The sequence below is a fragment of the Nesterenkonia halophila genome (genome assembly GCF_009467795.1).
Taxonomy (GTDB): Bacteria; Actinomycetota; Actinomycetes; order Actinomycetales; family Micrococcaceae; genus Nesterenkonia; species Nesterenkonia halobia.
The window spans coordinates 12,989-25,819 of sequence record NZ_WIAX01000017.1; the positions used below are offsets into that span (position 1 = coordinate 12,989).

Sequence of the window (12,831 nt, forward strand, 5' to 3'; positions counted from 1 at the left end):
CATCGCTCCGTCCGACTCCTCAGTCGATCAGCAGGCCGGGCTCCTCCAGCACCGAGCCGACGTCGGTGATGAACCGGCCGGCGTGCTCGCCGTCGATGAGCCGGTGGTCGAAGGAGCCGCCGATGGTCATCACATCGCGCGGCACGACATGCCCGTCGACGACCCAGGGCTTCTTCCGCACCTGGCCGAGGGCGACGATGGCCGACTGGCCCGGCGGCAGGATCGGGGTGCCGCCGTCGAGGCCCAGCGGACCGATGTTGGTGATCGAGAGGGTCCCACCCTGCATCTCCGCCGGCGTGGTCCGTCCCTCGCGGGCGTCTACGGTGAGCTGGGTGATCGCCGCGGCAAGCCCGCGGGTGCTGAACGTCTGGGCCTCGTGGATCACCGGGACGACCAGCCCGCGCGGGGTCGCGGCGGCGATGCCCAGGTTCACGTAGTTCTTCAGCACGTAGTGCGACTCGTGCCAGCTGGAGTTGATCTGCGGATTCCGCCGAGCCGCCCAGATGATGGCCTTCGCCGCGAAGAGCATCGGCGAGACGCTCAGCCCCTCGTAGGAGGGGTCCTGCCGCAGCGCCGCCCGGACCTCCATCGTCCGGGACACGTCGATCTCCTTGAAGACCGAGACGTGCGGGACGTTCTGCGCCATGTCGGTGACGTTGGCCGCCGTCGCCTTCCGCACCCCGCGGACGGCGATGCGCTCCTCGCGCTCGGCGTCGGGCCGCAGCTTGCCGTTGAACGCCGGCTCCGGAGGAGTCGTCGGCTCGGCGGGCGCCTCGCCGGGGGCGGCCTTCTTCTGCTGAGCCCGGCGCTCGACGTCGTCGCGGGTCACCTGCCCCTCGCGGCCGGAGCCGACCAGCTCCCAGACGGCGACGCCGAGCCGCTTGGCCAGCGCACGCACCGGCGGACTGGCCTTGGCGACCATCTCGGCGAGATCGCGGCCGTGGCGCGGCTGGTCCGCTGCGACGCCGGCGACCCCGCCGGCCGGAGCGGGCATCGGCGGCAGGTCGGAGTCGTCGACGAGCCCGAGGTCGGCGTGCCGAGTCCGCGGGCGACGCCGCGGCGCGTCGGCCTTCGGGCCCGAGCCGGTCAGCGCGCCGGAGTCCGACGACGCCCCGGAGGAGGAGCCGGAAGTGCCGGAGGAACCGGCCGCCGCGTCGCGCCTCGACTCGCCGGCGCCGTCGCCGGAGGCCGCCGTCGCCGTGCTCGTCGTGCTCCCGGCGTCGTGCTCGGCTTCCTCGGCATCCTCGGCATCGTCGGCGTCGTCCTCGTCGTCCGCGCCTTCGGCCCGGATGCGGATCAGCGGGCTGCCGACCTCGATGGTCTCGCCCTCGGCGACGACCAGCTCGCGGACCTCGCCGGCGAAGGGCACCGGCAGCTCGACCAGCGACTTCGCCGTCTCGATCTCGACGACGATGTCATTGACCGCGACGGTGTCGCCGACCGCCACGCGCCACGACACGACCTCGGCCTCGGTGAGGCCCTCGCCGACGTCGGGGAGGTTGAAGGTGTCGACCATGGTCAGTGTCTCCTCAGCTGATCAGTGGCTGCTGTCTGCAGATGCCCCGGAGGCGGGTCCCGCGGCGGGACGACGACGGTCAGACCGGCGACGAGGCCCGGGACGAGTGCGCGACGCTGCGCTCGACGGCCTCCAGCATCCGGTCGATGTCCGGCAGGTAGCGGCCCTCCTGGTGGGACGGCGGATACGGCATGTGGAATCCGCCGACGCGCAGCACCGGCGCCAGCAGCCGGTGATGGGCGCGCTCGGCGACCCGGGCGGCGATCTCGGCGCCGAAGCCGCCGAAGGTCGGCGCCTCGTGGGCGACGACCAGGCGACCGGTCTTCGCCGCCGAGCGGGCGATGGTCTCGTCGTCGAGCGGGCTGATCGAGCGCACGTCGACGACCTCCAGGCTGCGGCCGTCCTCCGCGGCGGCCTCTGCGGCGGCCAGCGCCACCGGCACCAGCGGCCCGTAGGTCGCGATCGTCGCATCCGAGCCCTCGCGGATGACCTCGGCGGAGTGCACGTCCTGCGGCGCCGCGGCGGTGTCCACCGGGCCCTTGAGCCAGTAGCGCCGTTTGGGCTCCATGACGATCACCGGGTCCTCGGAGGCGATCGCCGCGCGCGTCATCCAGTAGGCGTCCTGCGGGTTCGACGGCGCGAGGATCCGCAGCCCGGCGGTATGGGCGAAGAGCGCCTCCGGAGACTCCGAGTGGTGCTCGATCGAGCCGATGGAGCCGCCGTAGGGCAGCCGGATCGTCACCGGGACGCTGACCGCGCCGTCGGTGCGGTTGTGGATCTTGGCCAGCTGGGTGGTGATCTGGTTGAAGCCCGGGAAGACGAAGCCGTCGAATTGGATCTCGGCCACCGGACGGTAGCCGCGCATCGCCATGCCGATGGAGGTGCCGACGATGCCCGACTCCGCCAGCGGGGAGTCGACCACGCGGGTCTCGCCGAATTCGGCCTGCAGCCCTTCGGTGACGCGGAAGACCCCGCCCAGCGGGCCGATGTCCTCGCCGATCAGCAGCGTCGTCGGGTCCTCGGCCAGCGCGTCGCGCAGGGCGGCGTTGATCGCCTTGGCGACGACCATCTCGCGGATCTCGGAACTGGCCTCGGCCATCACGCACCGCCCTTCCCGCCGGCGGCGGAGTCCTCCGCGAAGCCGGCCTCGTAGTCGCGCAGCCAGGCCTTCTCCACCTCGATCTGGCGGTGCGGCTCGGCGTACACGGTGTCGAAGTTCTCCTCCAGGGTCACCGGGGTGAGCTCGTGGATCGTGCGCCGCAGGTCGGAGGCGAGGTCCTGCGCCTCGGCCTCGACGGCGTCGATGAAGGCGTCGTCGATCAGCCCGCGGCCGCGCAGCCAGGTGCTGTAGCGCGCCACCGGGTCCTTCGCGCCCCACTCCTCGACCTCGTCGGCCGTGCGGTACTTGGTGGGGTCGTCGGCTGTGGTGTGCGCGCCCATGCGGTAGGTGACCGACTCGATGAGCTTGGGCCCGCCGCCGCGGACCTGCTCGGCCATCCGAGCGGCGACGGCGTAGCTGGCCAGCACGTCGTTGCCGTCGACGCGCACGCCCTCGAAGCCGTAGCCGACCGCGCGGTCGGCCAGCGGCCCGCGCGCCTGGGTGGTCGCCGGCACCGAGATGGCCCACTGGTTGTTCTGCACGAAGAACAGCACCGGCAGCTCGTAGGAGCTGGCGAAGACCATCGACTCGTGGACGTCGCCCTGGCTGGAGGCGCCGTCGCCGAAGCAGGCCAGCACCAGCTCGTCGCGGGCGGCCTCGACGCCGGCGGCGGCGTCGCGCTGGATGCCCATCGCCCACCCGGTCGCGTGCAGCGTCTGGCTGGCCAGCACGACGCCGTAGGTGTTGAAGCGGTGATCCTGGGGGCGCCAGCCGCTGTGTGCCGTCGCCCGGAACTGGGCGACCAGCTGCTGCGGCGTGATGCCGCGGTGCAGCGCCATGACATGCTCCCGGTAGGTCGGGAAGATCATGTCGGTCGCGCGCAGCGCGGTCACCGTGCCGGCCTGAGCGCCCTCCTGCCCCAGGGCCTGGACCCAGAGGGAGAGCTGGCCCTGGCGCTGCAGCGACGTCGCCTCGGCGTCGACGCGGCGCTCCACGACCATGGAGCGGTAGAGATCGCGCAGCGTCGACTCGTCCAGGGCGTCGACGTACGGGCTGTACGTCTCGTCCTCGGTGAGCGTCCCGTCGGGCGCGAGCAGCTGGATGGGCTGCACGGCGTGCTCCTCTCCGGTGGCAGACTGGTTCCGACCACCGCCCATTGTCTCACCTGCCATCAGCTCGCGCGCCGCAGCTCCGGCAGATTCCGACACAGCGCGATCAGCCGGTCGTTCGCCTCCGGCTCGCCGATGCTGACGCGGACGCCGTCGCCGTCGAAGGCGCGCACCGCCAGCGCCTGGACGCCGGCGGCGTGGGCGAAGTCTCCGGCGCGGTCCCCCAGCGGAAGCCACAGGAAGTTGCCCTGCGCCTCGGGGACGGTCCAGCCGTCGTCGAGCAGCGCCGCGCGGACCCGATCGCGCTCCTCGATGAGATTCTCCACCCGCGAGTGCACCTCGTCCAGGCTGCCCAGCGAGGCCACCGCCGCCGCCTCGGCGACGGTGGAGACCGCGAAGGGCGGGGCGACGGCGCGCAGATGCCGGGTGAGCTCCGGCTGGGCCAGCGAGTACCCGACGCGCAGCGCCGCCAGCCCGTGGGCCTTGGAGAAGGTCCGCAGCACGGCGACGTTGGGGTGCCGCCGGTAGAGCGCGGACGCATCCAGCCGGTCCTCGCCGCGCACGTACTCCTGGTAGGCCTCGTCGATGACCACGACGACGTCGCGCGGCACCGCGGCGACGAAGTCCGCGACCTCGCGGTGGGTCAGGGCCGGTCCGGTGGGGTTGTTGGGCGTGCAGAGCATCACCACGCGCGTGCGCTCGGTGATCGCCGCCAGCATCGCCGGCAGGTCGTGGCGGCCGTCGGCGGTGACCGGCACCATCACATCCCGCGCGCCGGCGGTGCGCACCACGATCGGGTAGGCCTCGAAGGACCGCCAGGCGTAGACGACCTCGTCGGGCTCGCCGTCCTCGCCGGTGCCGACGAAGGCGTCGAGGATCTGGGTCAGGGCGCCGAGGCTGCCGGTGCCGGCGACCAGGTCCTCGGCCGGCACCTCGAGATGCTCGGCGAGCGCGGCGCGCAGCGACTCGGCGGTCGGGTTCGGGTACCGATGCAGCGTGTCGACGGCGGCGACGGCGCGGACCGCGGCCGGGACGGGGCCGAGCGGGTTCTCGTTGGAGGAGAGCTTATACGGCGTCAGCCCCTCGGCCGGCGTCGGCGGACGGCCCGCCGAGTAGGCCGGAAGCCGGGACAGCGCCGGACGCGGCGTCACCGTCTCGGCGATCGGCCGGTCCAGCCGCACGGCGGAGAGCTGCTCCTCGCGGGCGCGGGGATCTGAGCTCATGTCGGGGCTCCTCTCAGGCGGCGGCGAGCGCCGCGTGCGACGATGGTCTCGTGAGAATCCTACTGGCGATCCTGCTCAATGCCTGCGCCCTGGGCGCGGCGGCCTTCCTGCTCCCGGGGATCGGCGTCGACGGCGCCGGCCGGGGCGCCGGCGAGCTGCTGCTGGCCTATCTCTTCGTCGGCGCGGTCTTCGGCGTCGTCAACGCGATCATCAAACCGGTGCTCTCGCTGCTCGCGCTGCCGATCACCTGCCTGACGCTGGGGCTGTTCACCGTGGTCATCAACGCCGCGATGCTGCTGGTCACCGGCTGGCTGACCTCCTTCACCCCGGTGCACTTCGTCGTCGACAGCTTCTTCTGGGACGCGGTGCTCGGCGCGATCATCGTCTCGGTGGTCTCGGCGGTGCTGAACTGGTTCGTCGTCTCCCCGGCCACCGCCGGGCGCGAGCGCTGAGGCGAGCGCCGGAACGGGCGCTCGGAGGAGCGCCGGGACGGGCGCCGGGGCCCGGGACGGGCCCGCCCGCCGTCGGACCCCGTGGCAGAATGACACCATGACCGACTCCTCCTCCGCGTCCACTCCCCTGTCCTCCGACCAGCCCCGGGTGCACCTCGCCGAGGCCGAGCCGGCGATCGCCCTGGGCCCGCTGGACGGCCGGTACCGCTCCGCCGTCGCGCCGCTGATCGACCACCTCTCCGAGGCCGCGCTGAACCGCAACCGCGTCCACGTCGAGGTCGAATGGTTCATCCATCTCTGCCGCGAGCGCGCGCTGGAGGGGCTGCCGGAGCTGACCGACGAGCAGATCGCCGGGCTGCGCGCGATCGTCACCGGTTTCGGCGCCGAGGAGGTCGCCGAGCTGGGCACCATCGAGGCCGAGACCGTGCATGATGTGAAGGCTGTGGAGTACTTCATCGCCCGCCGGCTGGAGCCGCTGGGCCTGGGCGAGCTGACCCCGCTGGTGCACTTCGCCTGCACCAGCGAGGACATCAACAACCTCAGCTACGCCGTCGGCATCCGCGACGCCGTCGAACAGGTCTGGCTGCCCGCCGCGCGCACCACGCTCGAGCAGCTCGCGGCGCTGGCCGAGCGCGCCGCCGAGGTGCCGATGCTCTCGCGCACCCACGGCCAGCCGGCGACACCGACGACGCTGGGCAAGGAGATCGCGGTCTTCGTCCACCGTCTGTCCCGGCAGATCCGGCGCATCGAGGCGCAGGAGTACCTGGGCAAGATCAACGGCGCCACCGGCACCTACGCCGCGCACCGCACCGCCGCGCCGGGGGTCGACTGGCCGGAGGTCTCGCGGCGCTTCGTCGAGACGCTCGGGCTGACCTTCAACCCGCTGACCACCCAGATCGAGTCGCACGACTTCCAGGCCGAGCTCTACGCCGACGTCGCGCGGTTCAACCGGATCCTGCACGGCCTCTGCGTGGACATCTGGAGCTACATCTCCATCGGCTTCTTCCGGCAGATCCCGGTGGCCGGGGCGACGGGCTCGTCGACGATGCCGCATAAGGTCAATCCGATCCGCTTCGAGAACGCCGAGGCCAATCTGGAGGTCTCGAACGCGCTGCTCGACGCACTGGGCTCGACGCTGGTCGAGTCCCGGTGGCAGCGCGACCTGACCGACTCCTCGGGCCAGCGCAACATCGGCACCGGACTCGGCCACTCGGTGCTGGCGCTGACCAACGTCACCAAAGGGCTGAAGCAGCTCGACGTCGCCGAGGAGTCCATCGCCGCCGACCTCGACGCGAACTGGGAAGTCCTGGGCGAAGCGATCCAGACGGTGATGCGCGCCGAAGCGATCGCCGGCACCGAGGGCCTGGACAACCCCTACGAGCAGCTCAAGGAGCTCACCCGCGGCCGGCGGGTGGACGCGGAGAAGCTGCAGGAGTTCGTCGCCTCGCTGGGGCTCTCCGCCGAGGCCGCCGAGCGGCTGAAGAACCTCACCCCGGCCGACTACACCGGCCTGGCCGCCGAGCTGGCCCGGGAGTTCTCCGGGCGCTGAGCTCCGCGGTCCTCCGTCGAACGGGGGGCCTCGGGGTGCTGGGCGCTGCGGCGCCCGCACGCCCCGAGGAATCCCCCGTTCGACGGGCCGGCGACGGTCCCGCCGGCGAGGGGACCGGGCTATCCTGCCCGCATGCGAGTCGATCGTGCCGCCCGCCGCGTCGACGCCGACCTGCCGGTGGTGTTCGCGGCCTTCACCGACGCCGAGCTCTTCCTCGCGTGGCTTCCCCCGGAGGGGATGTCGGGACGGCTGGAACGCTTCGAGCCGCAGGTCGGCGGCAGCTATCGCATGGTGCTCAGCTATGACGAGCCCCCGCCGGGCGGCGGCAAGGCCGATGCCTCCTCCGACGTCGCCGAGGCGCATATCGCCGAACTGGACCCGGCCGGACGCATCGTCTGGGAGGTGGAGTTCCCCTCCGAGGATCCGGCGGCCGCCGGCCTGATGACGATGACCTGGACGCTCAGCCCCGCCGACGTCGGCACCCTGGTGAGCGTGGCCGCCGTCGACGTCCCCGCGGCGATCTCCCCGGAGGCCCACGCCGAGGGACTGCGCTCCTCGTTGGCGCAGCTGGCGACGGTGGTCGGTCGCCGCTGACGGCCGGCAGATCTTGCCCCTCCGCCCGGCCGGCAGAACGATGGGACCCGGACGACGCAATCGCCGTCGTCGCCGTCGGCGTCCTGCGACGCGGCGGATACGCCCCGTCTGCGGAAGGCACCTCCATGGCCATCGGCCTCACCCCGTACCTGCAGTTCCCCGGCACCGCCCGCGAAGCGCTGGAGTTCTACCACGCCGTCCTCGGCGGCGAGCTGTCGACGATGACCTTCGCCGAGGGCATGGGCGCCGAGGACGAGACGCAGGATCTGATCATGCACAGCTCGCTCTACGTCGACCGCGGGCTGCATCTCATGGCCTCCGACCACGCCCCGGGACAGCAGTCCGGCGGCAGTCCCACGCTGGCGCTGAGCTCCAGCGACGGCGACCCCGAGGAGGACGCGCGGCTGGAGCGGTGCTGGGACGCGCTGACCGAGGGCGCGGAGATCCGCGAGCCGCTGGCGACCGCACCGTGGGGCGACCGGTTCGGGATGCTCACCGACCGGTTCGGGGTGACCTGGATGGTGAACATCAGCGCGGCGAGCGAGGACTGAGCCGCCGCGCGACGACCCGCCGCGCCGTCGTCGCCAGCAGCCGGTCGAGGCCGGTGAGCAGCAGCGCCAGCGCCAGATACGCGGCCAGGATGGACCCCGCGTAGACTCCGACGCCCGCATAGCCCATGCCCGGCACGTCGAGGATCTCGTAGGGGTACCAGTCCAGCAGCGGCCCGCGGACCAGTGTCACGGCCAGCCAGCTCAGCGGCACGACCATCGACGCCAGCACCGCCCGCAGGCTCAGTAGCCCGTGCGGGCCGACCACGAGCCACACCAGCGGCGCGGCGATCGGCAGGATGACGTGCAGGACGGTGTCGTTGACCAGCCGCACGCCGACGAGCGGGTCGTCGGAGCGCAGCAGCAGGTTGAACACCGCCCCGGTGATCACCATGCAGACCACCCCGCCCAGCCGCAGCGCGTGGAAGACGACGCCGGTCCGATGCGGGCGCGCGGCCAGCAGCCCCGAGGTCAGGCACACCAGGAACCCGGAGAGCACGGTGAAGTACGCCGGCTGGTTCAGCGTGTGCTCGACGCCGGCGTCGAATCCCCCGGCGAAGCCCACGTCCGGAGGCAGGGTGCTGTCTGTGGTCCAGCCCAGCTGGATCGAGGTCGCCAGCCCGACGGCGGCCAGCAGCGCGATCGCGACATGCGCCGCCCGCGCGGGCCGGCTGTGCTGCCAGCCGACGTCGTCGACGTCGCCGGTGCGAGGGCTGGTGCCGGTGCGGGTGCCTGCTCCGCCGTGACCGTGCCGGGGTGGCTTCTGTCGCTGCTCCATGCTCCGAGTCTCGCGCATCGACGCATCGATCGGGGGATCCACTACCGCTGTTCGGCTGGTGCGGCGCGTCAGCGGTAGTGGATCCCCCGCTCGGTGCCGTGCGCACCCACGAGCGACTGCCGTAGACTCGACGCCATGGGTATCCAGCACGCCATCCAGACCATCGCCGTGGCCCGTCCCCGCACGGGCCGTGCGGCGATGCGCAGCTGACCGCCTCCGGTCTGCCGACGTGACCGCTCCGCGTCGCGTCGCGCCTGCTGCCCCCGCCGCATCCAGCTGACTGTCGAGCTGGGCGGCACTTCGTGCTGCCCGGGTGGTTCCATCCTCCCGGAGGTCTTCCCTTGCACACCTATGCCCATGGCCGGCACGAGCACGGCCAGAACTTCCTCACCGACCCGCGGACGATCCGTTCAGTGGTCGACCTGGTCGCCCGCACTCAGGGTCCGATCCTGGAGATCGGCGCCGGCGACGGCGCGCTGACTCTGCCGATGCAGCGACTCGGCCGCCCGCTGACCGCCGTCGAGATCCACGCACCGACCGCCCGCAGGCTCCGCGCCCGGGCGGGGCGCGGGACCCGGGTGGTCGAGGACGATGCGCTGCGCCGGCCCCTGCCGGCCGACCCGCACGTCGTCGTCGGCAATCTCCCCTTCCACCTGACCACGGCGATCCTGCGTCGTCTGCTCCACGATGCCGTCTGGAGCGAGGCGGTGCTGATCACCCAGTGGGAGGTCGCGCGCCGTCGCGCCGGCGTCGGCGGGTCCTCGCTGATGACCGCCCAGTGGGCCCCGTTCTACGCCTTCGACCTCGCCGGGCGCGTCCCCGCCGCGGCGTATCGTCCCCGGCCGAGCGTCGACGGCGGGATCCTCACCGTCCGGCGGCGCAGCACGCCGCTGGTGGACTGGCATGAGCGGAAGCCCTACCAGTCCTTCGCACATGCGGTGTTCACCGGGTCCGGCCGCGGCCTCGGCCAGATCCTGCAGCGTCGGCTGGGGCAGTCACGGCATGCCGTCGGCCCGCTGCTGGGAGCAGCCGGCGTGCGGCGGGACGCGCTGCCGACGCGCCTGACGCCGCAGCAGTGGGCCGGGCTGTGGCGCGCGATGCGCTGAGAATCGCGCGCCGAACGCGCCATCACCCGTCGATCGGGGGATTCCTCGGGGTGCTGCGCCGACATCCCGCCGCACACCCCGAGGAATCCCCCGATCGGTGTGCTGGTCGGGGCCCTCGCCGGCGGCTCAGCCCTGCCCGAAGGCGGCGATGCGGTCCAGACCCTGCGCCACCGTCTGGGGACCCGGCGCCAGCGAGAGCCGCACCCATTCGTGGCCGTCGACCGGGTCGAAGTCGGTGCCGGGCACGACGGCGACGCCGGCCTGCTCCAGCAGCTCCCGGCAGTACGTGGGCGAGTCGCCGAAGACCTCGAGCTGCTCGCCGAGATGCGCGTAGACGTAGAAGGCGCCGTCCGCCGGGGCGACCTCGCTCCATCCCATCTCGTCCAGCCGGTCGAGGACCTGCTGCCGGGCGGCGGCGTAGTGGTCGACCTGGGCGGCGGCGAAGGCCATCGACTCCGCGCCGAAGGCTTCGACGGCGGCCAGCTGCGAGCCGTGCGGCGGGCACAGCGTGACATTGCCGGCCAGCCGCGAGACGGGATCGACCAGATGCTCGGGCAGCACCGACCAGCCCAGCCGCCAGCCGGGCATGCCCCAGTACTTGGAGAACGAGGAGACCACGACGGCCTCGTCGGTGACCTCCAGCGCGCTGACCGCCTGCTCGCCGAAGCTGATGCCGTGGTAGATCTCGTCGCTGACCAGCTGCACTGCATGCTCCCGGCACCATCCCGCGAGGGCGGCGAGCTCCTCGCGCGGGATCATCGTGCCCGTGGGGTTCGCCGGCGAGGCGAGGATCAGCCCGGCCAGCGGCGCCTCGGCATGGGCGGCCTCGAGCTGGGCGACCGTCGGCTGGAAACGTTCCGCCGGCCCGCAGTCCAGGTCCACGACCTCGACGCCGAGGCTGGTGAGGATGTTGCGGTAGGCCGGATAGCCCGGACGGGCCAGCGCGACGCGGTCGCCGACGTCGAAGGCGGCCAGGAAGCTCAGCAGGAAGGCGCCCGAGGAGCCGGTGGTCACCGCGACGCGTCCGGGATCGACGGCGGCGCCGTACCAGTCGGCGCAGTGGGCGGCGATCGCCTCGCGCAGCGGCCGCACGCCCAGCGCGGCGGAGTAGTTCAGCACCGTCTGCTCGGCGTGGACGGTCTCGGCGGCGCGGTGGACGGCCGGCGGGGCGCCGGATCCGGGCTCGCCGGCGGTCAGCGAGACGACGTCGCGGCCGGCGGCGCGCATCGCGTCGATGCGCGCCAGCACGGACATCACTTCGAAGCCGGGCACCTGCGAACGCTGGGAGGGTTCCATGCCCGCCAGCCTATCGGCCGCCCGGTCGCGCCGCCTCGGGAGAGCGCCCTCAGAGCTGCCCTCAGAACGGGTAGGGCGCGATCTCCGAGCGCATCGTCAGCCACTGCACCTCGGTGAAGGCCTCGAGGTTCGCCGTGGCTCCGCCGATCCGCGAGCCGTTGCCGGAATCTCCCACGCCGCCGAAGGGTGCGTTGGACTCGTCGACGACGGTCTGCTCGTTGATGTGGACCTTCCCTGAGGGCACGCGGTCGGCGATCTGCATCGCGGCGCCGACGTCGCCGAGCACGCTCAGCGAGAGCCCGTACTCGGTGTCGGCGGCGAGCTCGACGGCCTCGTCGATCGTGGAGAAGCTCGCCACCGGAGCGACCGGTCCGAAGATCTCCTCGCGCCAGGCGCGGTTCTCCCGGCCGACCCCGGTGAGCACGGCCGGTCGGATGCAGGGACCTTCGACGTCGCCGCCGGCCACGAGCTCGGCGCCGCCGGCCACGGCGTCGTCGATCACGGAGACGACGTGCTCGCGCTGGCCGGCGTCGATGATCGGCCCGAGCGCGACGTCCTGGGTGGCCGGGTCGCCGACGGGCAGGTTCCGCGCCCGCTCGGCCAGCGCGGCGACATACTCGTCGTGCAGCGACTCATGGACCAGGTGCCGGCCGGTGGTCATGCAGATCTGCCCCTGATGCAGGTAGGAGCCGAAGGCCGCGGCAGAGGCCGCCGCCTGCACATCGGCGCCGGGCAGCACGATCATCGCGTTGTTGCCGCCGAGCTCCAGGTGGGCGCGCTTGAGCAGCCGTCCGCACGTCTCGCCGATGCGACGGCCGGCGGCGGTGGAGCCGGTGAAGGCGACGACGTCGACCTCCGGAGCCTCGACGACGGCGGCCCCGACGTCGGCGCCGCCGGGCAGCAGCTGCAGCACTCCCGGCGGGACCCCGGCCTCCTCGAAGAGCCGCATGAGCACCACGCCGCCGCTGACCGCAGTCCGCGGATCCGGCTTGAGCAGCACAGTGTTGCCCAGGGCCAGTGCGGGGGCGACCGCACGGATCGAGAGGATCAGTGGGAAGTTGAACGGGGCGATCACGGAGACCACTCCGGCGGGGCGGCGTCGGGCGAAGGACCAGCGCTGATCCTCGGTGGCCAGCACCTCCCCCTGCGGCAGATGCGGCAGGGCCGCGGCGTCGAAGCATTCGTCGGCGCCCACCCGGGTCTCCAGCTCGGCCTTCGGACGGATCGCACCGCTCTCCCGGATGATCCAGTCCTGGATCTCGGCGGCGTGCTCCTCGAGGAGCAGCCCTGCGGTGCGCAGCACGGCGGCCCGCTCCCCCGGGGTCCGAGCGGCCCACTCGCCCTGTGCGGCGCGGGCGTCGGCGGCTGCGGCGGCCGCGTCCTCGGCGGAGGCCATCCCCACAGTGCCCAGCTGCTCGCCGCCGGCGGGGGCGACGACGTCATGCGTACCTCCGCCGCCGGGCGTCCAGCTCCCGCGGTGGATCGACGATGACCAGGCGGCGGTGTCCAGCAGTCCCATAGTCTCCTCCTCCGTCGAGCTCGGCCGCAGGCGCCGCGGGGA

General features: G+C 72.8%; 12 protein-coding genes. 5 read left to right on the plus strand and 7 right to left on the minus strand.

From position 1 onward, the window contains the following. Positions 1-19: 19 nt before the first annotated feature. From GCL72_RS08555 to GCL72_RS08570, 4 genes are all read right to left on the minus strand, one after another. Complete coding sequence (locus GCL72_RS08555; RefSeq protein WP_153144299.1) at positions 20-1,516, minus strand: dihydrolipoamide acetyltransferase family protein; 1,497 nt, start codon at positions 1,514-1,516, stop codon at positions 20-22. Positions 1,517-1,595: 79 nt separating this feature from the next. Further along, the gene (locus GCL72_RS08560) at positions 1,596-2,615 is read right to left on the minus strand and encodes an alpha-ketoacid dehydrogenase subunit beta (protein ID WP_153144300.1); all 1,020 of its coding nucleotides are present in this window, start codon (positions 2,613-2,615) and stop codon (positions 1,596-1,598) included. Continuing rightward, a complete protein-coding gene (locus tag GCL72_RS08565) occupies positions 2,615-3,727 on the minus strand; it encodes a thiamine pyrophosphate-dependent enzyme (RefSeq protein ID WP_153144301.1) in 1,113 nt (370 codons plus the stop codon). The genes GCL72_RS08560 and GCL72_RS08565 overlap by 1 nt, the downstream gene beginning before the upstream one ends. Before the next feature lie 59 nt (positions 3,728-3,786). Next, on the minus strand, positions 3,787-4,947 hold the full coding sequence (locus GCL72_RS08570; protein ID WP_246161103.1) for a histidinol-phosphate transaminase: 1,161 nt from the start codon (positions 4,945-4,947) through the stop codon (positions 3,787-3,789). 50 nt (positions 4,948-4,997) lie between these two features. Between GCL72_RS08570 and GCL72_RS08575 the strand changes: the two genes are divergently transcribed. The 4 genes from GCL72_RS08575 to GCL72_RS08590 all read left to right on the plus strand — a co-directional run bounded on the left by GCL72_RS08575 (position 4,998) and on the right by GCL72_RS08590 (position 8,093). Further along, positions 4,998-5,399 (plus strand): phage holin family protein, encoded by a 402-nt coding sequence (locus tag GCL72_RS08575; protein ID WP_153144302.1) that lies wholly within the window; start codon positions 4,998-5,000, stop codon positions 5,397-5,399. 97 nt (positions 5,400-5,496) lie between these two features. Beyond that, complete coding sequence (gene purB, locus GCL72_RS08580) at positions 5,497-6,948, plus strand: adenylosuccinate lyase (RefSeq protein WP_153144303.1); 1,452 nt, start codon at positions 5,497-5,499, stop codon at positions 6,946-6,948. Between the two features lie 132 nt (positions 6,949-7,080). Then, positions 7,081-7,542: an SRPBCC domain-containing protein gene (locus tag GCL72_RS08585; protein ID WP_153144304.1), complete on the plus strand. Its 462-nt coding sequence runs from the start codon at positions 7,081-7,083 to the stop codon at positions 7,540-7,542. 125 nt (positions 7,543-7,667) lie between these two features. Continuing rightward, a complete protein-coding gene (locus tag GCL72_RS08590) occupies positions 7,668-8,093 on the plus strand; it encodes a VOC family protein (RefSeq protein WP_153144305.1) in 426 nt (141 codons plus the stop codon). Here GCL72_RS08590 and GCL72_RS08595 read toward each other — a convergent pair. After that, positions 8,071-8,868, minus strand: a complete 798-nt coding sequence (locus GCL72_RS08595; RefSeq protein WP_153144306.1) for a Pr6Pr family membrane protein — start codon at positions 8,866-8,868, stop codon at positions 8,071-8,073. The two genes, GCL72_RS08590 and GCL72_RS08595, sit on opposite strands and share 23 nt — an antisense overlap. Positions 8,869-9,209: 341 nt before the next feature. Between GCL72_RS08595 and erm the strand changes: the two genes are divergently transcribed. Next, on the plus strand, positions 9,210-9,974 hold the full coding sequence (gene erm / locus GCL72_RS08600) for a 23S ribosomal RNA methyltransferase Erm (protein ID WP_153144307.1): 765 nt from the start codon (positions 9,210-9,212) through the stop codon (positions 9,972-9,974). Positions 9,975-10,100: 126 nt separating this feature from the next. Here erm and GCL72_RS08605 read toward each other — a convergent pair whose 3' ends face one another. Together GCL72_RS08605 and GCL72_RS08610 are read right to left on the minus strand one after the other, a co-directional pair. Beyond that, positions 10,101-11,270: a pyridoxal phosphate-dependent aminotransferase gene (locus GCL72_RS08605; RefSeq protein WP_153144308.1), complete on the minus strand. Its 1,170-nt coding sequence runs from the start codon at positions 11,268-11,270 to the stop codon at positions 10,101-10,103. Positions 11,271-11,331: 61 nt separating this feature from the next. Then, positions 11,332-12,789: a benzaldehyde dehydrogenase gene (locus GCL72_RS08610; RefSeq protein WP_153144309.1), complete on the minus strand. Its 1,458-nt coding sequence runs from the start codon at positions 12,787-12,789 to the stop codon at positions 11,332-11,334. Positions 12,790-12,831: the final 42 nt, after the last annotated feature.

What these genes read in the sequence shown, in the direction of transcription:
- GCL72_RS08605 (WP_153144308.1), bottom strand. Translation starts at nt 11,270, where the DNA reads ATGGAACCCTCCCAGCGTTCGCAGGTGCCCGGCTTCGAAGTGATGTCC.
- GCL72_RS08585 (WP_153144304.1), top strand. Translation starts at nt 7,081, where the DNA reads ATGCGAGTCGATCGTGCCGCCCGCCGCGTCGACGCCGACCTGCCGGTG.
- GCL72_RS08555 (WP_153144299.1), bottom strand. Translation starts at nt 1,516, where the DNA reads ATGGTCGACACCTTCAACCTCCCCGACGTCGGCGAGGGCCTCACCGAG.
- GCL72_RS08590 (WP_153144305.1), top strand. Translation starts at nt 7,668, where the DNA reads ATGGCCATCGGCCTCACCCCGTACCTGCAGTTCCCCGGCACCGCCCGC.
- GCL72_RS08610 (WP_153144309.1), bottom strand. Translation starts at nt 12,789, where the DNA reads ATGGGACTGCTGGACACCGCCGCCTGGTCATCGTCGATCCACCGCGGG.
- GCL72_RS08560 (WP_153144300.1), bottom strand. Translation starts at nt 2,615, where the DNA reads ATGGCCGAGGCCAGTTCCGAGATCCGCGAGATGGTCGTCGCCAAGGCG.
- purB (WP_153144303.1), top strand. Translation starts at nt 5,497, where the DNA reads ATGACCGACTCCTCCTCCGCGTCCACTCCCCTGTCCTCCGACCAGCCC.
- GCL72_RS08595 (WP_153144306.1), bottom strand. Translation starts at nt 8,868, where the DNA reads ATGGAGCAGCGACAGAAGCCACCCCGGCACGGTCACGGCGGAGCAGGC.
- GCL72_RS08570 (WP_246161103.1), bottom strand. Translation starts at nt 4,947, where the DNA reads ATGAGCTCAGATCCCCGCGCCCGCGAGGAGCAGCTCTCCGCCGTGCGG.